Raw genomic sequence first — 23,777 nt, forward strand, 5'->3', positions numbered from 1 at the left:
ACCTATGGCTGACACGATTACTGACCTCTTACTGCGGTTTCTGGATGCGGATGTGCCAGACGACGCCGCGCAAATGATGCGACTTTCACTATTTGACTGGGCCGCCTGCGGCATCGCCGGCGCGCGCGAAACGGAATTTGCAGGCTTCGCACAGATGCAGATGGCGCGCAGCAAAGGGGCGAACTCTGTTCTTGGGGGCGGCACGTCTTCTGCCGCAAGCGCGGCACTGATCAACGGCACGCTGAGCCACGCACTTGATTATGACGACACCCATTTTGCCCACATCGGACACCCTTCTGTCGCCGTTATCCCCGCCGTTCTGGCCCTGGCGGAAGAAATCGGGTCTGATCTTGAGACCCTGAATGACGCGGCGACCCTGGGGGTGGAAGCCTCTGTGATGGTTGGCCTATGGCTTGGCCGCGATCACTATCAGGTTGGGTATCACCAGACCGCGACAGCCGGTGCATTCGGCGCGACACTTGCCGCCTGCCGCCTGTTAAGCCTTGATAAGGATACCACCCGCAACGCTCTGGGGCTCTGTGCCAGCATGGCCTCTGGCATCAAGGCGCAGTTCGGGACCATGGCCAAGCCGCTCAACGCCGGACTGGCCGCACGGACCGGGGTCGAGGCAAGCCTTTGGGCGCAGGCCGGTATGACGGCGGCGCGGGACGGGCTTGCCGGGCCATTGGGGTTTGGGCCGACGCACCACGGCATGGATGCCCCGGTCAGCCTGCCGAAAGGCGATTGGCACATCCTCAGCATCAGCCACAAGTTTCACGCCTGCTGCCACGGCCTGCATGCCATGCTGGAGGCGCTGGGTCAGGCAAACGACCTGAATGCAGATGACATCGACAGGCTGCACATTCGTACCCATCCGCGCTGGATGTCGGTCTGTAACATCCCAGATCCGCAAACCGGACTGGCCGCGAAGTTCAGCTACCGCCAAACGGCCGCCATGGCCCTCTTGGGCCACGATACCGGGGGTATCGGGAACTTCACCGACAGCATCACACGCGATGCCGCGATCAAGGCGTTGCGGGAGAAGGTCAGTGTCAGTGCCGAAGACCGTTTGAGTGAAACAGAGGCAGAAGTGTCCGTCACGCTGAGAAATGGTGACATAGAGCGTCTCAAGCACGATTTGCTGGCGCCGATGACATTGGATGTGCGTGCCAACAAGCTGCGGCGCAAGGCGGCCGCGCTCCTGACAGAAGAGCGCGCGACCGCCCTGTGGGAGGCCGCGCAAGGCAGTGCCCTGCGCGGCTTCACCACTCAGCTTGTGATGTCGTAAGCACGCTCACCATGCACGGTCAGGTCCAGACCGTTGGTCTCGGTCTCTACATCTACGCGCATCGGAATGATTGCCCGGCAGACGATGGTCAGAACGACCGTCACCACCAAGGTGAACACGCCGACAATCGCCAGCGATCCCAACTGCGCCGCCCATGACCCAGCACCGAGTGCTGCGATCATGATCGTGCCAAAGATACCGCCCACGCCGTGTACGGCGAAAACGTCCAGCGTATCGTCAATTCGGAGTTTGTTGCGCACCATCACCACAGCTTCCTGACACAGGATACCGGCAACCGCACCGATCAGCAGCGCGGCCCACGGACCGACAAAGCCCGATGCCGGGGTAATCGACGCCAGACCGGCAATTGTGCCTGTCACGATGCCGACAAGGGACGCCTTGCCGAACTTGATCTTTTCCCAAAGCGCCCATGTCAGTGAGGCGGTCGCAGCAGAAATATGGGTCACGGTTATCGCCATGGCCGCGCCGCCGTCTGCGGCCAGCTGGGAGCCACCGTTAAAGCCAAACCAGCCCACCCAAAGCAGCGCCGCACCGATCATCACAAGTCCCGGACTGTGCGGGGGTGTCGTGTTGTTCCTGCGCGCGCCCAGCATCACCGCCAGGACCAGCGCGGCGATCCCGGCTGTCTCGTGCACCACGATGCCGCCCGCGAAATCCTTGACGCCTGTCTCACCAAAAATACCGCCATCAGCCAGCATTCCGCCGCCCCAGACCCAATGCACCACGGGCGCATAGCACAGCAGCATCCAAAGCCCCGAGAACAACAGCATGAACCCAAAGCTGATCCGTTCCACGTATGCACCAACAATCAGCGCAGGGGTGATGATTGCAAAGGTCATCTGGAAGGCGAAAAACAGGATTTCGGGCAACGTGCCGCTCAGCGTATCAGCGGAGACGCCATTCAATCCCATCTTGCCCAGGCCGCCCCACAATCCGCTTTCACCGGGGCCAAAGGCAATTGAGTAGCCAACCATGAACCACAGCAGCGACATCAGGCACGCAATTGCGTAGCAATGCATGAAGACGCTCAAGACGTTGCGGGCGCGCACAAGGCCCCCGTAGAACAATGCCAGACCCGGCAGGGTCATCAGCAAGACAAGGGCGGTGGCGGTCATGATCCACGCGGTATCGGCGGCATTCATTGAAGGTTTCTCCAGTCAGGCAGTCAAAAGGTCTTGGCACATTGGTCACAAGCGCCGCATAGGAAAGGGGCGGCCTGCCAATTCAGTGTGCATTTGTGAAAGAGACCAAAAAATGGGCGTCCCTGACGGTATCGTGCCTATTTTGAGGGCATTTTTTGGACAGCATCGCGCAGCAGACGCAGCGCATGGTCCCGCGCACTAAGCCGCACCTTGTCCCGACCCAAAGCGCCAAACTCCTGCGTCTCAACCCAAGCGCCATCGCCAACAGCCACGCCAAAACACACACGTCCCTCAGGCTTGTGTTCGGACCCGCCGGGCCCGGCAATGCCTGTAATGGCAACAGCGACCTGCGCAGCAGAATGCGTCAAGGCGCCTACTGCCATCTCGCGGGCTACCTCTTCGGAAACCGCGCCATGCGCCTCAAGCGTCGCAGGCAGAACGCCGAGCATGTCTATCTTGGCCTGATTGGTATAGGTGACAAACCCACGCTCCATCATGGCCGATGATCCGGGCACATCCGTCAGCGCCGCGGCCACCATGCCCCCTGTACAGCTTTCAGCAGTGGCCACCATGACCCCCTTTTGCGCCGTCAGCTCAAGGAGTTCCGCCGCAAGGCTCATCTAAAGCACTCCATGATAGAGCGCGGCCAGTGCCAAGACGCCGAGGGCTGCAAAAACGCCGGCAATCACATCGTCAAGCATTACCCCCAACGGGTCGCCGCGCCTGTCAGCCCAGCCCACCGGGCCCAGCTTGGTGATGTCAAAAAACCGAAACAGCACAAACGCCGCGATCCAGCCGGGCCACATAACAAGGATTGAGATGTCCATCGTCCACGCCGCATAGCTAAGCGGCAAAAGCGCGATCCATTGACCGACAAGTTCATCCACTACGATCTCTGACGGGTCGTGATCATCCGATCCGCTGGTCATTTTCGAGGTCGCCCACCAGCCCTTGAGGAACGCGGCCACGATCCCGATCAACAAAAGTGGCAGCCCCCCGATCACATGCAAAAGCCACGCCCAGGGCAAGGCCACCAGTGATCCCCATGTGCCGGGGGCAGGGCGGATGTATCCAACGCCCAGTACGGTTCCGATCAGCTTGGCAAGGGTCATGGTTTCACCAATGTCGCTGTGGCGATGCAGGCGATGCCCTCGCCGCGCCCGGTAAAGCCCAGCCGCTCCGACGTCGTTGCTTTGACAGACACCCGGTCCACCTCCAGCCCCATCAATTCCGCCATCTTTTTCCGCATGGCCGGTGCGTGCGGCCCGATCTTGGGGTGCTCGCAAATCAACGTGCAATCCACGTTCGAGATGCCAAAGCCCATGTCCTTGGCCATGTTGACCGCATGGCGCAGGAAAACCTCACTTGCGGCCCCTTTCCATTGTAGATCGGAGGGCGGGAAATGTTGACCGATATCGCCGCGCGCCAATGCGCCATAGATGGCGTCGGTCACCGTGTGCATTGCGACGTCGGCATCTGAATGCCCCACCAGCCCTTGATCATGAGGCACCTGCACGCCGCACAGAACCACGTGATCACCGGGGCCAAATGCATGGACATCAAAGCCATTGCCAGTGCGGACGTCCATGTGGTTCTCCTTCACCCAAGACGCAGCTGCGCCAGTCTGCCTCTGTCTAGGCAATGCGGCCCCTGCGCGCAATCGTCCGACCCAAATGCACAAAAAATAGGCATCACAGCATTGGGTCACAGGGACTTTACCGTTATATTGTTGTAGCTTCACAACAGCCTGACTACACCAAGTCACAACGCACAAGGATTAAGCATGTGAGCCCATTGGCCCTGCCAAATGATCTGAAACCACCGGTCCTGCTGGCCCCCATGGCCGGAATCACCGATCTGCCTTACCGCTCTCTGGTGGCGAGGTTCGGAGCGGGGCTCGTGGTGTCCGAGATGGTTGCCAGCCAGGAGTTGCTCTCCCGCCGGCCCGGCACCCGCGAAAAGGCGGAACTGGGTCTGGGGGTCGAAGGGACAGCGGTTCAGATCGCCGGACGCGAGGCCGCACCCATGGCCGAAGCCGCCCGGATCATCGCGGATCAGGGCGCGCGGATCATCGATATCAACATGGGTTGCCCTGCCAAGAAGGTGACAAATGGCGCTTCCGGTTCTGCCCTGATGAAAACCCCCGACCACGCGCTGCGCCTGATTGAGGCGGTGGTGAATGCGGTCGATGTTCCGGTGACGCTAAAAACCCGTCTGGGCTGGGACGATGAAATGCTCAACGCGCCAATGATCGCCAAACGTGCAGAGGCGGCGGGGATCAAGATGATCACCATCCACGGACGCACCCGCTGTCAATTCTACAAGGGGCGTGCCAACTGGCGTGCCATCGCGCGGGTGAAATCAGCCGTGCAGATCCCCGTGATCGCAAACGGCGATATCGTTTCCGCTGGTGGCGCACGCACGGCACTGGCCCACTCAGGTGCGGATGGCGTGATGATCGGGCGCGGTGCGCAGGGCAAACCCTGGTTGCTGGCCGAGATCTCTGCGTCTCTTTACGGCACGTCTGTACCGACAATCCCACATGGCGCGGCCTTTGCAGAGATGGTGTTGGAACACTACGAAGGTATGTTGCGCTTTTACGGGACCGCGCTTGGCGCGCGCGTCGCGCGCAAACACCTTGGCTGGTACATGGACACTGCGGGAACCCCGTCCGATGTCCGCAAGGCGCTCTTGACCGCGCCCACACCGCAGGATGCACGCCGTCTGATCGCACATGCCATGCACCTCGGCGCTGACCGGGTGGCCGCATGAAATCTGACCGGCGCATCTGGGCCTCGCTGCCCATCCCGACCCTCCTGATCGCCCCGGACGACACGATCGAGGATGCAAATCCGGCCGCCGAAGGCTTCTTTAACGCCTCCGCCAAATCCGTCATCGGTGTGCCTGTCTGGGACATGGTCGCGGTCGATTATCCACTGGAAGATGCCTTTATTCGCGCCCGCGACAGCGAAACCGCGCTGTTCGTGAATGACGTCGACGTGGGCTCTGGCCAACGCGCCCCGCAAAAATCTGCGCTGCAGATCGCCCCGCTGTCTGGCATGCCCGGTCACATGCTGATGATGATCTCTGCCCGCGAACTGTCTGGTCGCATGACCCAGAATCATTCGGTTAAATCAGCAGCGAAATCCGCCATTGGCATGGCCGAAATGCTGGCGCATGAGATCAAGAACCCGCTCGCGGGCATCACAGGTGCGGCCCAGCTTTTGTCCATGAACCTTGGCGCCGAAGAACTTGAACTCACCGATCTGATCGTCGCCGAATCCCGCCGCATTGTGAAATTGCTCGAACAGGTCGAACAGTTTGGCAATCTGACCGAACCAGTCCGAAACGCGGTCAATCTGCATGATGTTCTGGACCGCGCCCGACGGTCTGCACTTTTGGGCTTTGGCGCGCAAATGAAGATATCCGAAGATTACGACCCATCGCTGCCCTATGCCCTCGGCGACAAGGACCAGCTGCTGCAGGTTGTCCTGAACCTGCTCAAGAACGCCTCCGAGGCCGCGGGCGAAGGCGGCGGCACGATCCGTCTGCACACCTATTTCGAACATTCCTTCCGTATGCGCCGCGCCGATGGCTCTGGCCAATCGCTGCCGTTGCAGATCGAGATTATCGACGACGGCCCCGGCCTGCCCGAAAACATCAAGGGGGACATTTTCGATCCCTTTGTGTCCGGTCGCGAGAACGGCACAGGTCTCGGCCTGGCACTCGTCTCCAAAATCATTTCCGAACATGACGGCTGGATCTCGGTGGACAGCACACCCGGCCACACTGTTTTCCGCATTTCTTTGCCCCGCGCACCAGAGGCCAAACCAACCCCTACAAAGGAGAACTGATCCATGGATGGCACCGTTCTTGTTGCAGACGATGACCGCACAATTCGCACTGTCCTGACCCAGGCGCTGACGCGTGCAGGCTGCAAGGTTCACGCGACTTCCAGTCTGACGACCTTGATGCGTTGGGTGGGGGAAGGGCGAGGGGACGCGGTCATCACGGACGTTGCCATGCCCGACGGGAACGGTCTGGAAATGCTGCCCAAAATTTCGCAAGACCGGCCCGATCTGCCCGTGATCGTCATTTCCGCACAGAACACCATCATGACCGCGATCAAGGCGGCCGAGGCTGACGCGTTCGACTATTTGCCCAAGCCGTTCGATCTGCCGGACCTGATGAAGCGCACCGCACGCGCCCTCAACCGCAAGGAAACCGCTGCCCGGGCCGCACCTGCGACACCGACCAGCGATGCCGACCGGGATGATCTGCCGCTTGTAGGCCGGACCCCGGTCATGCAGGCGCTGTACCGGCTTGTGGCACGGGTGATGAATACAGATCTGCCGGTGCTGATCTGGGGCGAAAGCGGGACCGGCAAGTCCCTCATCGGCAAGGCCATTCATGACTTCTCTGACCGCCGCACATTGCCGTTTGTCACCGTAACGGGCGCTGATCTTCAGGACATCGAAGGCCCTGCACGCGTGCTCGCCCGTGTGCGCGGCGGCACGCTGCTGATTGACGAAATCGCGGACATTTCGCTTGAGGTTCAGGCCCGGATCGCCCGTATGATGGACGCGCCGGGGGACTACACACCGCGTTTTCTTGCCACCAGCCAATCCGATCTGGCCGAAGCGATGAAAAAGGGGGCGCTGCGCCGCGATCTCTTCTACCGCCTCTCTGGGGCGACAGTGCATGTGCCATCGTTGCGCGACAGGGTCGAGGATATCGAACTGCTCGCGTATCATTTCCTTGAACGGGCCGATAACGGCAATGGCCCGGCACGCCGCCTGTCCGAAGGGGCCAGCAAGGTCTTCGCGAACTACTCCTGGCCCGGTAACGTCCGCCAGCTTGAGCACGCGATGCGCCAGCTGGCCCTGACCAGCCGCGCGCCGGAAATCAGCCAGGCTGAAGCCGAACAGGTGCTGGGCGCACAGCCCGCACCCGAACCCGTACACGCGCAGGCCAATACCGAACGCCTTGGCGCATCGGTCGAACGGCATCTGCGGCGCTATTTCGACCAGCACGGATCCATGCTGCCACCACCGGGCCTTTATGGCCGCATCCTGCGCGAGATCGAGGCACCGCTGATCGAAATTTCGCTCGCTGCAACTTCGGGGAATCAGGCAAAATGCGCCGATTTGCTGGGCATCAACCGGAATACATTGCGCAAGAAAATCACCGATCTTGATATTGAGGTGACAAGGGGTCGCAAAATGATGTAAAAGCGCCACATAACCGTGGCCATCATGTATCAGCCAAGCGCTGAGCCTGATTAGGACCACACAATATGGCGGTTGATGCGTGCGGGCATCACATCATCGGTGAGGACAGCGGGTGGCAACCCTGTCACGCAGTTTTAGCTTGGAGCGATTGGGCCGTCTGCGGCGCATTAAACGTGTCCGCAATCTGGCTACGCTCAGCCTTGTTGTCCTCGGCCCCGTGCTGGCCATGGCAACCTATCTAGTGCTGGGCCCGCTGGGGCAGGGCGCTGATACCTTTTCGCTCCGTCTGATCCTGTTGACCGATCTGGTCTACGTGCTGCTGGTGGCAGCGCTCGTGCTCAGCGAAGTCGCGCGGCTGATATCTGCCCGCCGCGCCAAATCCGCAGGCTCGCGGCTGCACCTGCGCTTGACGGGTGTCTTTGCTCTCATGGCCCTGATCCCCACTGTAACGGTTGCCGTCTTCGCGGGCCTTACCGTGAATGTGGGGCTTGAAGGCTGGTTTTCGGACAGGGTGCGCAGCGTTGTCGGTACCTCCCTTGCCGCCGCACAAGCCTATGAAGCAGAACAACGCACGGACCTGATCTCGGATGCCCGTACCCTTGCCCGCAGCATCGACAATGCCCGCAATCAGGGTATCGTTCTGTCAGACAGCGAACTTCTTGGCGAAGGCCAGCGCCAGATCCAGCGCGGCTTGCGCGAAGCTTATCTGATTGATGGCACGGGCCAAATCCGCGCGCGAGGTGACCGGTCCTATCTGTTTGACTTCGAAAAACCGACCGCCGAACAAATCGACCAGTCCAACATCGACGGTCTGATGGTAATCGAGGATTGGCCTAACAACGAATTCCGCGCCTTGGTGCCGATGCAGTCTTTCGTGGATCGGTATCTCTACGTCAGCCGTGATGTGGACGGGGATATCCTGTCCCTGCTGGACGAAACGACAGAAACGGTGCGGCTTTATCAACAACTGGAATCCGAACGCGGCAGGCTCTTGTTCGAATTCGGACTGCTTTATCTGGGCTTTGCCGTGATCCTGATCCTTGCCGCTGTGTGGCTGGGCCTTTGGTTCGCTGAACGGCTTTCTGGCCCTGTCGGGCGACTGACCGGCGCCGCGCAGCAAGTGGGGGCAGGCAACCTCAACGTGCAGGTCCGCGAAGAGGAAGGCGACGATGAAATCGCCATGCTCAGCCGGTATTTCAACCAGATGACCAAACAGTTGCAGGGACAGCGCGAAACCCTGCTCGACAACACCCGCCAGATCGAACGCCGCCGCCGGCTGTTTGACTCCGTGCTCAGCTCCGTCACCTCAGGCGTCGTGGGGCTCGACCCCGAAGGCCGCGTGACCTTTGTCAATCGCTCCGCGATGCGCCTGCTGGACTGGTCCGAGGACCAGCAATCGGTGGCGCTGGCGGTCGCAATCCCGGAATTTGGCCCCTTGTTCGAAACCGTCTCCTCCGGTCCCGGAGAGGTCGCACAGGGCGAGGTTAAGGTGTCGCGCCAGGGGGCGATGGAAAATCTGCTGGTCCGAATGGCCACCCGCCGCGCAGAGGACGGCAGGCTTGAAGGCTACGTTGTTGCCTTTGATGACGTCACCGATCTGGTCAGCGCCCAACGGATGGCCGCCTGGGGTGACGTCGCCCGCCGTATCGCGCATGAAATCAAGAACCCGCTGACCCCAATCCAACTCAGCGCGGAACGTATCAGACGCAAATTCGCGCCGAAGGTGGGCGATGACAGTGACAGCCTTGAGCAGATGACCGGTGTGATCATCCGCCAGACCGGCGACCTGCGCCGCATCGTCGATGAATTCTCGAAATTCGCCCGGATGCCGGAGCCCGAAACCTCGCAACAGGACCTTACCCAACTGGTCCATGATGCAGTCCTTTTGCAGCAGACCGGGCAACCGGACGTGAAAATAAAAGCCGACCTGCCTGATGCCCCTCTGATGGCGGATATCGACGCCACGATGATCTCTCAGGCGCTCACAAATCTGATCAAGAACGCCGGCGAAGCCATTGAAAGCCTGAAGCAAAAAGACCCCCCCGACAACCTTGAGCCAAAGATCGTGATCACGATGCAGCCGAATGACACGCAGGTCACGATCACCATCGCGGACAACGGCATTGGCCTGCCCGAAGACCGTGCACGCCTGTTTGAACCTTACGTGACAACCCGCAGCGAAGGCACCGGCCTTGGGCTGCCCATTGTGAAGAAGATTATCGAGGAACATGGCGGCAGCCTCAGCCTCGACAACGCGCCCGTGTTCGAGGGCCAAGACCATTACGGGGCGATGGCAGTCATGACGCTGCCCATCACCCCTGCAACAAAAACAGAAAAGCGAGTGGAGACAGTACATGAGTGATATTCTGATTGTAGATGACGAACGTGATATTCGGGAATTGATTTCGGACATTCTGAAAGACGAGGGGTTTTCAACGCGGCTGGCGGGCAATTCTGATGATGCCATGGCCGCGATCAACGCCGAACCACCGGCGCTGATGATCCTAGATATCTGGCTGAAAGACAGCCGGATGGATGGCATCGATATTCTCAAGGCGACCAAACGTGACAACCCAGACGTTCCCGTGGTCATCATTTCCGGCCATGGCAATATCGAAATCGCCGTCGCGGCCATCAAACAGGGCGCCTACGACTTTATCGAGAAACCCTTTAACATCGACCAGCTGCTGGTTGTGATCCGCCGCGCCATGGAAACCTCGCGCCTGCGCCGCGAGAACCAAAGCCTCAAGCGCCGCGACGTGACCAGCGCTGAGATGCTGGGCCAGTCCGCCGCGTTCCGCGCGCTTGTGGGGCAGCTTGACAAAGTTACCAAATCCAACGGCCGCGTCATGCTGACAGGCCCTGCCGGTTCGGGCAAGGAAGTCGCCGCACGTTACATCCACGCCAACTCCAGCCGGTCCTCCGCTCCATTCATCACCGTGAATTGCGCAGGAGTCGAACCTGACCGGATGGAAGAGGTCCTCTTTGGCCGCGAAAGCGCAGACCGGGGGATAGAGCCGGGTCTGCTGGAACAGGCGCATGGGGGTGTTGTCTATTTCGACGAGGTGGCGGACATGCCCCTTGGGACCCAATCAAAGATCCTGCGCGTGCTTGTCGATCAGCAATTCACCCGCGTGGGCGGCAATGACAAGGTGCGCGTCGATCTGCGGGTGATCTCATCCACCAACAAGAACCTCGAAGAAGCGATCGAGGCCGAAACATTTCGGCAGGAACTCTACCACCGTCTCAATGTCGTCCCCATCGCAGTCCCGTCCCTTGAGGACCGGCGCGAGGATATTCCGCTGCTGGCGGAATATTTCATTTCGGAATTCAACACCTCTCAGGGTCTGCCCCAGCGTGAATTGACAGATGATGCTATTGCCCTCATGCAAACGATGATCTGGCCTGGCAACGTGCGACAGTTGAAAAACCTGGTAGAGCGTGTGCTGATCCTTGGCGATGGCAGCGACCCGATTGAGGCCCGCGAATTGCCCGGCGAAGAAGACCGCGCCGAAGAGGACGGCCGCGTGGTCCTGTCCTCGGCGCTGGCCACGCTGCCCCTGCGCGAAGCGCGTGAGGCGTTTGAGCGCGAATATTTGCTGACCCAGATCAACCGTTTCGGCGGCAACATTTCCCGCACGGCAAACTTTGTCGGAATGGAACGCTCCGCGTTGCACCGCAAACTCAAGTCATTGGGCGTTGTGACGTCGGCCAAGGCTGGCGTGCGCGTCGCACATGTGGATGAAGAGGCGGAGGCGGCCGAAGGCTAAAGGCGGCATAGGCCAACGCCGACTGTGTTCCCCGTCATGGGGCGCTGGCGTGCCAATTCTGGTTTCAATCCCGGCGGCTTTTGCCCCTTACCCCCGCGTGACGATCTGGAAGGTGCCGTCTGGATTCCGGATCACGCAGGACCGCTCTGTCAGATCAGGCATCCGCGTGGTGGCGCGGGCATGTGCGGCTCTGGCCACACTATCGGGGCAGACCGGTATCGACACCGGGGCATAGCCCTTGTCCGCCATGCACTGCCGCTCTACCCGCAGCCGCAGACCGACATTGGGATCATAGGTCTCGAAACCGCCGGGAACGTAATAACCGTAGTGGCCGACGCAATTGCCCTCAGCATCGCAGGTGCGATTGCCCGGCACATAAATCGGTGGCCTGCGCCGCATCAGCGTTGTCACCGGCACGTCGCGCAAGGCCTTCACCTCACAGGCGGTGGTGTCGCGGTTGAGCTGCGCAACGGGTACACCGGGCTTGTAGTAGGTCTCAAGCGGAGCGCAGGCCGCAAGCAGTACGATCGCGGCGAATAAGGCGTAGGACGCGCGTTTCATATCCCGATCTTGCCCCCAATCAGACGTCGAGGCAACGCATTTCACCCTTGCCTTGGGCCGCATCATGGCCTCTAACCATGCTTGACCTGCGGGGTCGGCCCTTGGCCTGAACGCCCGCGAAAGGCTGCGTGAAGGGGCGCGGATGAAAGTAATCATTTGTGGTGCAGGACAGGTGGGCTGGCAAATCGCCCGGCACCTGAGCGGTGAGCGTAACGACGTGACCGTCGTGGACAGCAACGCCGATCTGGTGCGTTCTGCGACCGAAACACTGGATGTGCAGGGTATTGCGGGCTTTGCCAGCTATCCCGATGTCCTTGAAAGGGCAGGGGCGCGCGATGCCGAGATGATCATCGCCGCGACCTATTCGGACGAGGTCAACATGGTGACCTGTCAGGTCGCGCATTCGGTCTTTGGCATCAACCGCAAGATCGCGCGGTTGCGCAGCCAGTCCTATCTCGACGCGATTTATTCAGACCTCTACCGCCGCGATCACATGCCCATCGATGTGGTGATCAGCCCTGAAAAAGAGGTCGCCGCCGCTGCACTGCAACGGCTTTCGGCACCGGCGTCCTTCGACACCGAAGTCTTCATGGAAGGCAAGGCACACCTGCTGGGCATCACCATCGAAGACGAATGCCCGGTGGTGAACACACCATTGCGGCAGCTGACCGACCTTTTCTCAACCCTGCGCGCGGTTGTTGTTGGCGTCCGCCGCGACGGTACGCTGTTTGCCCCCGAAGCAAAGGACCAGCTTTTCGTCGGTGATGACTGCTATGTCTTTACCCACCGCGACGATATCGCCCGCACCATGGAAATCTTTGGCAAGAAAGCGTCGAAACAGGAACGTGTTGTCTTGGTGGGGGGCGGCAACGTGGGCCTTGCCGTGGCGAAACATCTGGAAAGCGACGCCCGCCGTATCCGAACCAAGGTGATCGAGAAAAACCGCAAATGTGCCGAACGCGCCGCCGAAGCGCTGGAGCGCACAATTGTTCTGAACGGTGACGGTCTTGACGCGGCCCTTCTGGCGGAGGCGGGGATCGCCCGCGCCGACGCGATGCTGGCCATCACCGACGACGACAAAACCAACATGCTGGCCTGCGTCCGTGCCAAGGCTGAAGGCTGCCCCTATGTCATTGCGCTGATCAACGATCCGACACTGGTGCCCTTGATGACGCCGCTTGGCATTGACGCCTATATCAACCCGCGTGCCACCACCGTGTCCTCCATCTTGCGCCACATCCGGCACGGCCGCGTGCGCGCGGTCTATTCCATTGGCGATGCCGAGGCCGAGGTGATCGAGGCCGAGGTGCTCTCGACCTCGCCCATCGCGGGCAAGATGGTCTCTGAGATCGACTTTCCCGAAGGTGCGCTGATCGGAATGATCCGCAAGGGCGACAAGGTCATCCGCCCCATGGGCAAGACCCGCATCGACGAGGGCGATGTCATCGCCGTTTTTGCACTGGCCGAGGACGTGCCGGAGGTGGAGCAGCTTTTGCAGGTCTCCATCGACTTTTTCTAAGCGAAGGGGCCGGGGTTGAGGCGCAAAAGCTACATCCGTGCAGAACTTGTGCAGCTGCCGCTGTTCCTGTTGCTGTTCGGCATCTCTTCGCTCTCGATGCTGGTCCCGGCGCTGCACGGGCTGATCGTGCGCGATCACGAGGCCGCACGCGCCTTTTTCTACGCCGGGCTCCTGGGCGGCATCTTTTTTCTGATGCTGGCGGTCGTGCATCATGGCCGCAGATCGCAGCAAGGCGCACTGGGACCACTGCTGTCTCTTTTTTCGGCGTTTATTATCCTGCCGGTTTTCTTTGCCATCCCCTTTGTCGAAACGCTTCCGACCACCCGCTTTCTGAATGCGTATTTTGAGATGGTCAGCGCGCTGACCACCACCGGGGCCGCGATGTTTCAGGACCCCGAGCGCCTCAGCGGCACGTTGCATTTGTGGCGCGCACAAGTGGGCTGGATGGGTGGTCTTCTGATGTGGGTGGCGGCATCGGCCATTCTGGCCCCGTTGCATCTGGGCGGTTTCGAAGTCACGGCACAGGCAGAACCGGGCAGGCGGGATACAGGGGTCGCCAGCCGCAGCGCCGCTGTTGATCCCCGGCAAAAACTGCTGCGGTCCTTCAATGCGCTCTTTCCGATCTACGGGGGCCTGACGCTGCTTTTATGGTTGCTGCTGTTGGGCGGTGGTGAAGTGCCGCTGGTGGCCCTGTGTCACGCCATGTCAATCCTCGCGACCTCTGGCATATCGCCAATCGGAGGGGTGCAGGAATCAAGCATCGGCATCACCGGAGAAGCGGTGATGGTCCTGTTCATGCTTTTCGCGCTGTCCCGGCTGACGTTTTCAAAGGATACGGTCACCGCCACTCAAGGCGGTCTGATGACCGACCCGGAATTTCGCATCGGGGTCTTCATCGTCATTGCGGTGCCACTTTTGATCTTTGGCAGGCATTTTCTGGGCGCCTATGACGTCGCCGCGATGGAGCGTCTTTCGGATGCAGGCTACGCTCTTTGGGGGTCAGTCTTTACCGTTATGTCCTTTCTGACGACCACCGGTTTCGTGTCCGAACACTGGGTCGATGCACAGGACTGGTCGGGGCTTGGCACGCCGGGGCTGACCCTGATGGGGCTCGCATTGGTCGGGGGCGGGGTCGCGACAACAGCAGGTGGTGTCAAATTGCTGCGGGTCTTTGCGCTGTACCAGAACGGCACCCGCGAGATGGAACGTCTGGTCCACCCAAGTTCGGTCAGTGGGGCGGGCGCAGTGGGCCGCCGCCTGCAAAGCAACGGTGCATTTATCGCATGGATTTTCTTCATGCTTTTCGCCATCTCGCTGGCAGGAATCACATTGGCCCTGACCCTTACCGGCAGCAGCTTTGATCAGGCAATGGTGCTGTCGGTGGCAAGCCTGTCGACCACGGGTCCGCTGACCGAATTCGGCGCCGATGCTCCTATTCGTCTTATCGAACTCACCCCCATGGCCAAGCTGATCCTATGTGGCGCAATGGTGCTGGGACGCCTTGAAACACTGGCGATTATAGCCCTTGTCACACCCGATCTTTGGCGTTCATAGGAAACGCGCTGTTGCGTACCTGTCACTGATTAGCGTCAATTATCACGGAGCGCCCAATATTTGGGCTGGAAACTCGCAGCACTCCAAGACATAGTTAGCCCGACGGGGGGGTCCGATACGCGGACGCCAGCAAGAATAAATGAAGTGAGAACACCGATGGCGTCTGACAGACAGAACCTTCAGGATGCGTTCCTGAACCATGTACGCAAGACCAAGGTACCGGTCACAATCTTCCTGATCAACGGCGTCAAACTTCAAGGTGTGATCACCTGGTTTGACAACTTCTGCGTCCTGCTGCGCCGCGATGGACAATCACAGCTTGTCTACAAGCATGCCATTTCGACCATCATGCCAAGCCAGCCGATCAGCCTTTATGAGGGCGAAGACGCTTCTTGAGCAAAGCGCCATTCCAAATTGATGACACCGAAGGCCCCCGCGTGACGCGCGCGTGGGTGCTGCATCCTGACATCCGTTCCAATCCTGACCGCCGCGACCCCGGACCTGCGCTTGAAGAAGCGGTGGCACTTGCCCGTGCGCTGCCTGCGCTTGAGGTCATCGGGTCCGAAGTTGTGCAACTGCGCAGCGTCGATGCGGGTAAGCTCTTTGGCAAGGGCAAGATCGCTGATCTGCATGAGAGGTTGGAACAGAACGAAATTGAACTCGTCCTGGTCGATGGCCCCGTCACGCCAGTTCAGCAACGCAATCTTGAGAAGGCCTGGGGCGTCAAACTGCTCGATCGGACCGGGTTGATCCTTGAAATATTCTCGGATCGTGCCGCGACCCGCGAGGGTGTATTGCAGGTCGAAATGGCCGCGCTGAATTACCAGCGCACCCGCCTTGTCCGCGCCTGGACCCACCTTGAACGGCAACGTGGTGGTCTGGGGTTCGTCGGTGGCCCGGGTGAAACACAGATCGAGGCCGACCGGCGTGCGATTGACGAACAATTGGTGCGCCTGCGCCGCCAGTTGGAAAAGGTGGTGAAAACCCGTGCCCTGCACCGCGCCGCACGGGCCAAGGTTCCCTATCCGATTGTTGCCCTCGTGGGCTACACGAACGCCGGGAAATCCACGCTTTTCAATCGGTTGACGGGGGCCGAAGTGATGGCAAAGGATATGCTCTTTGCCACGCTCGACCCCACAATGCGCAGTCTTGCGCTGCCTGACGGCCCCGAGATCATCCTGTCAGACACGGTGGGTTTCATTTCCGACCTGCCAACCGAATTGGTCGCCGCATTCCGCGCCACCCTCGAAGAAGTACTGGCCGCAGATATCATTCTGCATGTGCGCGACATCTCTCATGCGGAGACTGAAGAACAGGCAGCGGATGTGCGCGACATCCTCGTGTCGCTGGGCGTGCTCGAAGATACCCGCACCTTTGAGGTTTGGAACAAGATTGACCTGTTGCCGGCGGAGGCCGCTGACGCGGTCCGCGCCCGCGCCGAACGTGGCGATGATGTTCTGGCCATTTCGGCCATCACGGGCGAAGGGCTGGACCATCTCCAGAAGGTGATCGCAGAAGCGCTTCAGGGTGCGGTGCGTGAAGCGGATCTGCATCTTGGATATGCAGACGGCAAGAAACGCGCGTGGCTCTATGATCAGGATGTCGTTGTGCGCGAAAACCAGACGGAGGACGGCTTTGATCTGACCGTTCGCTGGTCGGCCAAGCAGGAAGCGCAGTTCCAACGGCTGTGATTGGCAGCGCAAGCAAGCGTCAAAGCGCTGAATAATTCGCTTTTTCGGTTCGGCGCTACATCTGTTGTGTCACCCAACAAGCGCCGGAGCCTTCCATGACCTTGATCATCCTCTACGTTGCGACCTTCGTCATCTTCCTTGCGATCGACTATGTCGGTCTCAGCTACATCATCAAGCCGATCTTTGAGGCCAATATTGGCCACCTGATGCTGGAAGAGTTCCGCGTGCTGCCTGCCTTTGCTTTTTATGCCTTTCTGGTCGGGATAATCCTGTGGTTTGTGTCATGGCCTGCGCTGCAACACGACAAGAGCGTATGGTGGGTGCTGGGCAACGCTGCCCTTATTGGTGCGGCAGGATATGGCACCTATGAGTTTACGTCCCTTGCGATCATGAAAGACTGGTCATGGGGCATGGCATTGACGGATTTCGTCTGGGGGACCTGCCTGACTGCCGTTGCGGCGACAGGTGGTGTTCTGATCACCCGCGCTTTGACGTAGGTTTCGTCCTATGCCCCCGTCTCGGATGCCCACCGCCACGCGCCGGGGCGCAGGTCGTTCAGGTGCCAGTCGCCGATACTCTCGCGGATCAGGCGCAGTGTGGGCAGCCCGACATGGGCCGTCATGCGGCGGACCTGTCTGTTACGGCCCTCTCGGATCGTGATGCGCAACCATGCATCGGGTACCGTCTTGCGAAACCTGACCGGCGGGTCGCGTTCCCAAAGGTTCGTGGGCGGATCGACCTGTGAGACTTCCGCCGGTTTGGTCGGACCATCCTTAAGATCGACGCCCTTTCGCAATGCCTCAAGAGCGGCGGGATCGGGCGTTCCTTCGACCTGCACAAGATAGGTCTTGGGGCGCTTGTATTTCGGATGCGCGATGCGCGCCTGCAGCGCGCCGTTGTCGGTCAATACCATCAGCCCTTCGCTATCCTTGTCGAGCCGCCCGGCCGGGTAGAACCCCGGCTGATCGATATAGGCCGACAGTGTCGGCCGGGCTGACCCTTCGGTGCCCTTGTCGGTGAATTGCGACAATACGCCGTAAGGCTTGTTGAACAGGATGACCCGGTTCATTCCGACGCAGGCGTCAAAGTTGTCACGCCCACGGAGGCCGCGCGGGCAAGGTCGGCATCCAGCGACATCGGGATATACTCGCCGCGCCGCCACAGCTGTGCCATGTCGTCATAATGACGCGACAGGAAATGCCCAGACTGGCCGGTCGATGTCACAAAGACCGAGGAATCCGGGTCCGCAAAGTCATAGACACCGCGATATCCGGCACCGTGCACATTGTGGAACGGATCGGGCATCGCTCCCTTGGTTTTGCCGCGCTGAAGCGTGTTGTCGCCGCCTGACGTCGATTGCCTGATGTTAACGAAATAACGCAGCACCGGCACTTCACCCAATACCTGATGATCGTGCGTTGCCTGATGCGCGTCGCCCCAGCGCAGCGACTCCAGCTGGTCGCCCCAGGTCTCGTTGATCCACAAAATCGCGTCATCCAGCGCCAGACGGGCCATCTCGGGGCAGGTCTCGACCCGTGTGGATTGGAGCACGTCACACCAGATGCCAGCACCGTCCACGTCGCGGAACACCCGCTCGATGAACAAGGGTTGGACATGGTCAAACTCGTCTGCCAACGGCCCCAGTTCGTCCTGAATAAGCCGGGCCTGCAAACTGCGCAGCCAAGCCGCATAGATCAAAGGTTCCGGCAGATGTTCGTTCATCTCCCCCGACCAGCCCGCCAGCAGGATCAGCGCGCGTTGCCGTTGCCGCTCAGGCGTCCCGTCCGGCGCGGCCTCACCGGTAAACCAAAGCTCTGCCCCGATCAGCGGGAGCAGCGACCGTGCGGTAAAGCTGACGGTATCAAGCTGTGCTTCGATGAAACTGTCGCGGGTATGGACCTCGCGGTTCTGCATAAGACGCTGCCAACGCTGAACCCGCTGGGTGTCACCCCAAAGGAACGACACGTGGTTTGGGAACGGGCGATCCACGGTCTTGTTGTTGGTATTTCCAAGGATGCCACCTGTCGGCGCGACGAACGATGGATTTGCCGCATAGGGCAGGGTGCCTTGCCAGCGGTTCGCGGCGATCCAGCCCGGCGACGGTAGTCGCCCCTGACTTTGGTGTCCGGCGTCCCGGCGGGGCATCGCGCCAATCGTCGTCATCGCGATGTTCTCGCGGTCCACCAGCGTCAGGTTTTGCGCAGGCGCAATATAAGCCTCTGCCGCAGCCAGCCCTTCTTGGACGGATTTTGCCTCCATCAGACGCATCGCGGCAGCAATTGAGGTGTCACGGGCGCTGAGGTTGGTCCAACTGAGTGTGGTCACATGCCCAGGCGGGGTGATGCTGGCAAGATTGTAGTGGCTGCCGGGAAGCACGGGGCCATTGTCTGTCCAACGCAGGGTCAGTGTTACAGGATCGGCGTCCTTCACCGTGATGATAGAGGCGCGCGTTTCAAATGCTTTGAACCCGTCAGGCGTGCGGTATTCCTCGGAGTTTTCCGGGTTAATCTCTTCGATAAACAGGTCCTGATCGTCAAGGTAGGCCGACGTCAGCCCCCAACCAAGGGCCGCGCTGCGCCCTGTCAGGACAACCGGCATGCCGGGGATTGTGCCGCCGATCACGCCGCCGGTCTGCAGTTCAAGCCGGGCCAGATACCAGATCGCGGGAGCGGTGAAGCCCAGATGCGGATCATTGGCCAGAAGCGTGCCACCGGACGCGGAACGGGACGGGGCAGCGGCCCATGCGTTGGAGGCACCTGCCAGCGCGGTTGGTTTGAAGGGTGACAAGGGGTGCGGGTCAAGCGGCATGTTCTGTGCATGGCGCCGGACCCCCGGTGCCAAAGCCGCATACTCCGGTAGTGCAGCCACGCCACTGCCCGGACTGTCAGGCAGGATATCCAGCAGCCGCGCCTGATCGGTCAGCGCAAGCGAAGTACGGGCACGGATCACCTCGGCCTCCAGATGACCGGACAGTTGCACGCCCATCAGCTTGGTGATCGCAATTGAATCCGCGGGCCGCCATGGTGCCATGGGCGCGTTGAACAACAGCATCTCAGGAGCGCCACGACCCAGCGCCTCTGTATTGATCTGCGCAAGCCGTGCGTTCACGCCTGCGGCATAGGCCTCAAGCGCAAGCTTGGTCTTGGGATCAAGGGCTTCGGCGGATTGGACAGACAGCGTGTAGATATCAAACCGGCGCATGACCTTGTCGATGTTCAGGGTCGGGGCGCCAAATACTTCGCTCAGCCTGCCTTGGGCGGTGCGGCGCAGCATGATCATCTGCCACATCCGGTCTTGCGCATGGGCAAAGCCCAGTCCGAAATAGACATCGCGGTCCGATTGCCCGAAGATATGCGGCACGTTCGCATTGTCGCGGACGATCTCGACCGGGGCTGTGATGCCGCGCACGGTCACGTCGTCGGTGTAATCAGGCAATGAACGCGACGCGAGCCAATAGACGGTGCTCACGGTCACCACGATGAGGACAATCAGCGCGGCGGCAATGCGGATAAGCCAGCGAAAAATCAGGGCCATAGGGCGCTCCGGACGGTCCCGCAACCTGCAGCGCCAGTTTGACCGCCCGGTGAAGGATGTTAGTTAAATCGGGCATAGCGTAACTCAGCAGCAAGGAAAAGCAGATGGCAAAGCTCGCATTTTTGGGACTAGGGGTGATGGGCGGACCGATGGCAGGGCATCTGCAAAAGTCGGGTCATGAGGTCACGGTCTATAACCGCACGGCGTTGAAGGCCGAGGATTGGGTCAAGGCCTACGGTGGTGCATCGGCAAGCACGCCCCGCGCCGCCTCTGAGGGTGCCGATTTCGTGATGGCCTGCGTCGGCAACGACGATGATTTACGTTCGGTCTGTCTGGGCGATGATGGCGCTTTTGCCGGCATGCAGGCGGGTGCGATATTCGTGGACCACACCACGGTGTCTGCCGCCGTGACTCGCGAGCTTTATGCCGCTGCAGATCATGCGCAGATCAGCTTTGTCGATGCGCCGATTTCAGGTGGTCAGGCGGGGGCTGAAAATGCCCAGCTGTCGATCATGTGCGGCGGGGATCAGGGCGCCTTTGACCGCGCGCTGCCAGTGATGGAGGTTTATTCAAAGATCTGCCGCCGGATCGGAGACAGCGGCGCAGGCCAGATGACCAAGATGTGCAACCAGATCGCGATTGCCGGGCTGGTGCAGGGCCTGTCCGAGGCATTGCATTTCGCCGAGAAGGCAGGCCTTGATGGCCGCGCGGTCGTCGAGGTGATCAGTCAGGGTGCGGCAGGCTCCTGGCAGATGGCCAATCGGTATGAGACAATGTTGGACGATGAATTCGACCACGGTTTTGCGGTCGACTGGATGCGCAAGGATCTGGGTATTTGCCTTGGCACCAGCGATGAGATCGGGGCGAGCCTGCCGGTCACGGCGCTGGTCGATCAGTTCTACAAGGATGTGCAGAAGCTGGGTGGCGGGCGTTGGGACACGTCGAGCCTGATCAAGCGTTTGCGTGCCATGGGCTAGGCCTTTTTGGCAAGGACCGAGCTTTTGTCCCCGCGGGGACAGCCATTTACCAAAAATTAAACGCGCCATATCAGATAGATGTGGCGCGTTCTTCACTTTCGGCGGTTAATGAAAGATTACCAGATCAGGGGATGATCCGGGTGTATTTCGTGCCTTCCAGTGTGGCGCCCACCCGCAAGCCCGCACGCCCAAAGACCGCTGCCAGAACCGGGGCCAGCACAGTTGTCGTATCCGCAGCGACGCTGTCGCCCCGGTCCGAGATCACGTATTCAAGGTCCGCACCTGCGGCCCATCCCGGAGAGCGCCGGAAATCCATCAATGCGTCTTCGGTCATGAAAAACAGCACATGCGCATATTGCTGCGCGCCGATCTGCAATCCGCCCGATGCCTTGGTGACAGAGTAGTAATCGACCGTGATGTCGTTGACCAACAGCGCGCCGCGCCCGTAGGCACCGCCAAAGCCAAGGCCCGCTTCGGTCACCAGCGGCATGACAAGCATGCCGTTGGACTTCTGCGCCAGTTGTACCGTGTTGGGATAGCTACGGTACATCTCGTTCAAGGTCGCGTTGACCCGCGCATCGATAAGTTGAGAGCCGCGCCCGCCGACTCCGTTGCCACATGCGGCAAGGGTTGATGTTGCAGCCAAGGCACCGAGGCCAAAGGCCCGGCGAGAGAGTATTGAGGTTTTCATGGTTTCTGCCCGTCAAAGTTGCCTGATGCCGGTTTGCCCGACTTGCGCGTCAGCATAGGCGGTTTCTCGCGTCTTGTCATGAGGATTGAACGCTTGGGCGAAATTGTGCTTGGACTGGGCCTGAGACCGCGCGGCTACCCGTTCATCAGCCGCGCAACATCCGGCGCGAAATACGTCAGTACACCATCACAACTCGCCCGCTTGAACGCCATCAGGCTTTCCAGCATCACGCGTTCTTCGTCGATCCAGCCGTTCTGGGCGGCGGCCTTGATCATCGCGAATTCGCCTGACACCTGATAGGCAAAGGTCGGTGCGCCAAAGGCGTCTTTGACGCGGCGGCAGATGTCGAGGTAGGGCAGGCCGGGTTTGACCATGACCATATCCGCTCCTTCAGACAGATCACGGGCCACCAGCCGCAGTGCCTCGTCCGAATTGGCCGGGTCCATCTGGTAGGTCTTCTTGTCCCCGGTCAGCGCACCGGATGCGCCCACCGCGTCGCGGAAGGGGCCGTAGAAGGCCGATGCGTATTTTGCCGCATAGCTGAGGATCATCACGTCCTGATGCCCCGCGCCCTCAAGACCTGCCCGAATGGCCCCGATGCGCCCGTCCATCATGTCGGAGGGGCCGATGATGTCACATCCGTTCTCGGCCTGTGCCAGCGCCATCTTGACCAAGGCCTCGACCGTACGGTCATTCACGATGATCCCGTCCTCGACGAACCCGTCGTGGCCGTTGATGTTATAGGTATCAAGGGCCACGTCGCTCATCACCGCCATATCGGGAAACTTGGCCTTGATCGCCGCAATCGCGCGATTGGCGTGGTTCTTGGGGTCCCAGGCCCCGGCGCAATCCTCGGTACGTTCTTCGATGCCGGTGTAGGGAAAGATGCACATGGCCTGCAGCCCCAGCGCATGGGCCTCAGTCGCGGCCTCGACCACCTTGTCCACGGAGCGGCGCATGACGCCTGGCATGGACGGGACCGGCTCCTCGATGCCCTCGCCGGAGCGTACGAAAACGGGCCAGATCAGATCACCAACCTCGAGCGCGTTTTCGCGCACAAGGGCGCGGACCGCAGGTGTGACCCGCGTGCGGCGCAGACGGGTGGCGGGATAGGGGGCTTGGACCGGATTCATGCAAAAATACCTCACTAGCGAACGCCCTTGTCTTCCCATGAAAAATCTATGCGCTCAAGGGTAGGAATTCTGCGCTACCTTGGGTATGTGCAGCGCAAACCACACGGCAAGGCATCACGTTGGACTGGTATCAGACGCTTTTTGAACTGATCGACATGCGATCCTTTTCGAACCTGTGGTTCTGGATCGTGCTGGCGGTGGTGTGGTCCACGGCAAGTCATTGGGTGCTGGGCGTTCCTTACGACATGGTGCTGCGGGCCAAGCGACAGGGCGGTCAGGCCGAGGTTGATCTGGAAGACATGGTACGGATCAACGTGAACCGGTTGTTGTACATCGGTCAGGTTTCTGGCCTTTGGCTGGCCGGCTTCGCTTGCTTTTTCCTGACCTTGCTGGGGCTCACCGGATTTGTCTACGGCATGGAATTTGCCCAGGCAGTGTTTTTGCTGGCTTTCCCCTTGTCGCTGGTGGGCATGCTGGGCCTGTCAACCGCCCGTCTGATCCAGGCAGAGGGGGCAACAGGCGAGCTTCTTTACAAGCGGTTGAACCGGCAAAGGCTCTACACGCAGCTGATCGGCATGGTGTCGATCTTTGTGACGGCGCTTTGGGGGATGTACCAGAACGTCACCCTTGGGCCGCTTGGTGGTTGACAGCGCAGGTTGAAGCCC

At 60.4% G+C, this 23,777-nt stretch carries 21 protein-coding genes and 1 pseudogene; 13 read left to right on the forward strand and 9 right to left on the reverse strand.

The genetic code is table 11. From position 1 onward, the window contains the following. Positions 1–4 precede the first annotated feature (4 nt). Positions 5–1,288, forward strand: coding sequence for an MmgE/PrpD family protein (locus GV827_RS07400; RefSeq protein ID WP_164353147.1), 1,284 nt, complete (start codon positions 5–7; stop codon positions 1,286–1,288). Here the strand turns inward: GV827_RS07400 and GV827_RS07405 are convergent. The 4 genes and pseudogenes from GV827_RS07405 to ispF form a co-directional block, all read right to left on the reverse strand. Then, complete coding sequence (locus tag GV827_RS07405) at positions 1,270–2,451, reverse strand: ammonium transporter (protein ID WP_164353148.1); 1,182 nt, start codon at positions 2,449–2,451, stop codon at positions 1,270–1,272. The two genes, GV827_RS07400 and GV827_RS07405, sit on opposite strands and share 19 nt — an antisense overlap. Positions 2,452–2,588: 137 nt before the next feature. Beyond that, positions 2,589–3,071 carry a CinA family protein gene (locus tag GV827_RS07410; RefSeq protein ID WP_164353149.1) on the reverse strand — a complete coding sequence of 161 codons (483 nt, stop codon included), beginning with the start codon at positions 3,069–3,071 and terminating at the stop codon, positions 2,589–2,591. Then, a complete protein-coding gene (locus tag GV827_RS07415) occupies positions 3,072–3,563 on the reverse strand; it encodes a phosphatidylglycerophosphatase A family protein (protein ID WP_164353150.1) in 492 nt (163 codons plus the stop codon). Further along, positions 3,560–4,042: pseudogene (ispF, locus tag GV827_RS07420) on the reverse strand (2-C-methyl-D-erythritol 2,4-cyclodiphosphate synthase); the annotation flags it as partial. The pseudogene ispF and the gene GV827_RS07415, both read right to left, overlap by 4 nt. Before the next feature lie 194 nt (positions 4,043–4,236). Here ispF and dusB point away from each other — a divergent pair. From dusB to ntrX, 5 genes are all read left to right on the forward strand, one after another. After that, positions 4,237–5,223: a tRNA dihydrouridine synthase DusB gene (gene dusB, locus GV827_RS07425; RefSeq protein ID WP_386332634.1), complete on the forward strand. Its 987-nt coding sequence runs from the start codon at positions 4,237–4,239 to the stop codon at positions 5,221–5,223. Further along, a complete protein-coding gene (locus GV827_RS07430; protein WP_164353153.1) occupies positions 5,220–6,305 on the forward strand; it encodes a two-component system sensor histidine kinase NtrB in 1,086 nt (361 codons plus the stop codon). The genes dusB and GV827_RS07430 overlap by 4 nt, the downstream gene beginning before the upstream one ends. A gap of 3 nt (positions 6,306–6,308) precedes the next feature. Continuing rightward, on the forward strand, positions 6,309–7,682 hold the full coding sequence (locus GV827_RS07435; protein ID WP_164353154.1) for a response regulator: 1,374 nt from the start codon (positions 6,309–6,311) through the stop codon (positions 7,680–7,682). A gap of 112 nt (positions 7,683–7,794) precedes the next feature. After that, on the forward strand, positions 7,795–10,044 hold the full coding sequence (locus GV827_RS07440; RefSeq protein ID WP_328823120.1) for a sensor histidine kinase NtrY-like: 2,250 nt from the start codon (positions 7,795–7,797) through the stop codon (positions 10,042–10,044). Beyond that, positions 10,037–11,452 carry a nitrogen assimilation response regulator NtrX gene (ntrX, locus tag GV827_RS07445; RefSeq protein ID WP_164353155.1) on the forward strand — a complete coding sequence of 472 codons (1,416 nt, stop codon included), beginning with the start codon at positions 10,037–10,039 and terminating at the stop codon, positions 11,450–11,452. Before GV827_RS07440 ends, ntrX begins: the two co-directional genes overlap by 8 nt. 87 nt (positions 11,453–11,539) lie before the next feature. On the opposite strand, the gene GV827_RS07450 is transcribed toward ntrX, so the two are convergent. Beyond that, positions 11,540–12,013: a hypothetical protein gene (locus GV827_RS07450; RefSeq protein WP_164353156.1), complete on the reverse strand. Its 474-nt coding sequence runs from the start codon at positions 12,011–12,013 to the stop codon at positions 11,540–11,542. Between the two features lie 142 nt (positions 12,014–12,155). Here GV827_RS07450 and trkA point away from each other — a divergent pair, with 142 nt between their 5' ends. The 5 genes from trkA (at position 12,156) to GV827_RS07475 (ending at position 17,274) form a co-directional block, all read left to right on the forward strand. Beyond that, positions 12,156–13,532: a Trk system potassium transporter TrkA gene (trkA, locus tag GV827_RS07455; protein ID WP_164353157.1), complete on the forward strand. Its 1,377-nt coding sequence runs from the start codon at positions 12,156–12,158 to the stop codon at positions 13,530–13,532. Between the two features lie 15 nt (positions 13,533–13,547). Continuing rightward, a complete protein-coding gene (locus GV827_RS07460; protein WP_164353158.1) occupies positions 13,548–15,086 on the forward strand; it encodes a TrkH family potassium uptake protein in 1,539 nt (512 codons plus the stop codon). A gap of 156 nt (positions 15,087–15,242) precedes the next feature. Beyond that, positions 15,243–15,482 (forward strand): RNA chaperone Hfq, encoded by a 240-nt coding sequence (gene hfq / locus GV827_RS07465; protein WP_007119530.1) that lies wholly within the window; start codon positions 15,243–15,245, stop codon positions 15,480–15,482. Beyond that, on the forward strand, positions 15,479–16,777 hold the full coding sequence (hflX, locus tag GV827_RS07470; RefSeq protein ID WP_164353159.1) for a GTPase HflX: 1,299 nt from the start codon (positions 15,479–15,481) through the stop codon (positions 16,775–16,777). Before hfq ends, hflX begins: the two co-directional genes overlap by 4 nt. A gap of 95 nt (positions 16,778–16,872) precedes the next feature. Further along, a complete protein-coding gene (locus GV827_RS07475; protein WP_164353160.1) occupies positions 16,873–17,274 on the forward strand; it encodes a DUF2177 family protein in 402 nt (133 codons plus the stop codon). An 8-nt stretch (positions 17,275–17,282) separates the two neighbouring features. Here the strand turns inward: GV827_RS07475 and GV827_RS07480 are convergent, their stop codons facing one another. Beyond that, the gene (locus GV827_RS07480) at positions 17,283–17,846 is read right to left on the reverse strand and encodes a pseudouridine synthase (RefSeq protein WP_164353161.1); all 564 of its coding nucleotides are present in this window, start codon (positions 17,844–17,846) and stop codon (positions 17,283–17,285) included. Beyond that, the gene (locus tag GV827_RS07485) at positions 17,843–20,311 is read right to left on the reverse strand and encodes a penicillin acylase family protein (protein ID WP_164353162.1); all 2,469 of its coding nucleotides are present in this window, start codon (positions 20,309–20,311) and stop codon (positions 17,843–17,845) included. Before GV827_RS07485 ends, GV827_RS07480 begins: the two co-directional genes overlap by 4 nt. 104 nt (positions 20,312–20,415) lie before the next feature. Between GV827_RS07485 and GV827_RS07490 the strand changes: the two genes are divergently transcribed. Further along, positions 20,416–21,288, forward strand: coding sequence for an NAD(P)-dependent oxidoreductase (locus tag GV827_RS07490; RefSeq protein WP_164353163.1), 873 nt, complete (start codon positions 20,416–20,418; stop codon positions 21,286–21,288). A 124-nt stretch (positions 21,289–21,412) separates the two neighbouring features. Here GV827_RS07490 and GV827_RS07495 read toward each other — a convergent pair whose 3' ends face one another. Continuing rightward, positions 21,413–21,979, reverse strand: coding sequence for a lipid-binding SYLF domain-containing protein (locus tag GV827_RS07495; RefSeq protein ID WP_164353164.1), 567 nt, complete (start codon positions 21,977–21,979; stop codon positions 21,413–21,415). 134 nt (positions 21,980–22,113) lie between these two features. After that, positions 22,114–23,112 carry a porphobilinogen synthase gene (gene hemB / locus GV827_RS07500; RefSeq protein WP_164353165.1) on the reverse strand — a complete coding sequence of 333 codons (999 nt, stop codon included), beginning with the start codon at positions 23,110–23,112 and terminating at the stop codon, positions 22,114–22,116. Between the two features lie 119 nt (positions 23,113–23,231). Between hemB and GV827_RS07505 the strand changes: the two genes are divergently transcribed. Continuing rightward, the gene (locus GV827_RS07505) at positions 23,232–23,759 is read left to right on the forward strand and encodes a component of SufBCD complex (RefSeq protein ID WP_164353166.1); all 528 of its coding nucleotides are present in this window, start codon (positions 23,232–23,234) and stop codon (positions 23,757–23,759) included. Positions 23,760–23,777 lie beyond the last annotated feature (18 nt).

Origin of the sequence: Sulfitobacter sediminilitoris, from assembly GCF_010667575.1 — a bacterium.
Taxonomy (GTDB): Bacteria; Pseudomonadota; Alphaproteobacteria; order Rhodobacterales; family Rhodobacteraceae; genus Sulfitobacter; species Sulfitobacter sediminilitoris.

Coding starts and splice junctions, on each gene's coding strand:
- GV827_RS07485 (WP_164353162.1), bottom strand. CDS start 20,311: ATGGCCCTGATTTTTCGCTGGCTTATCCGCATTGCCGCCGCGCTGATT.
- GV827_RS07495 (WP_164353164.1), bottom strand. CDS start 21,979: ATGAAAACCTCAATACTCTCTCGCCGGGCCTTTGGCCTCGGTGCCTTG.
- trkA (WP_164353157.1), top strand. CDS start 12,156: ATGAAAGTAATCATTTGTGGTGCAGGACAGGTGGGCTGGCAAATCGCC.
- hemB (WP_164353165.1), bottom strand. CDS start 23,112: ATGAATCCGGTCCAAGCCCCCTATCCCGCCACCCGTCTGCGCCGCACG.
- ntrX (WP_164353155.1), top strand. CDS start 10,037: ATGAGTGATATTCTGATTGTAGATGACGAACGTGATATTCGGGAATTG.
- GV827_RS07415 (WP_164353150.1), bottom strand. CDS start 3,563: ATGACCCTTGCCAAGCTGATCGGAACCGTACTGGGCGTTGGATACATC.
- GV827_RS07430 (WP_164353153.1), top strand. CDS start 5,220: ATGAAATCTGACCGGCGCATCTGGGCCTCGCTGCCCATCCCGACCCTC.
- GV827_RS07400 (WP_164353147.1), top strand. CDS start 5: ATGGCTGACACGATTACTGACCTCTTACTGCGGTTTCTGGATGCGGAT.
- GV827_RS07405 (WP_164353148.1), bottom strand. CDS start 2,451: ATGAATGCCGCCGATACCGCGTGGATCATGACCGCCACCGCCCTTGTC.
- hfq (WP_007119530.1), top strand. CDS start 15,243: ATGGCGTCTGACAGACAGAACCTTCAGGATGCGTTCCTGAACCATGTA.
- GV827_RS07410 (WP_164353149.1), bottom strand. CDS start 3,071: ATGAGCCTTGCGGCGGAACTCCTTGAGCTGACGGCGCAAAAGGGGGTC.
- GV827_RS07475 (WP_164353160.1), top strand. CDS start 16,873: ATGACCTTGATCATCCTCTACGTTGCGACCTTCGTCATCTTCCTTGCG.
- GV827_RS07480 (WP_164353161.1), bottom strand. CDS start 17,846: ATGAACCGGGTCATCCTGTTCAACAAGCCTTACGGCGTATTGTCGCAA.
- GV827_RS07450 (WP_164353156.1), bottom strand. CDS start 12,013: ATGAAACGCGCGTCCTACGCCTTATTCGCCGCGATCGTACTGCTTGCG.
- GV827_RS07435 (WP_164353154.1), top strand. CDS start 6,309: ATGGATGGCACCGTTCTTGTTGCAGACGATGACCGCACAATTCGCACT.
- GV827_RS07490 (WP_164353163.1), top strand. CDS start 20,416: ATGGCAAAGCTCGCATTTTTGGGACTAGGGGTGATGGGCGGACCGATG.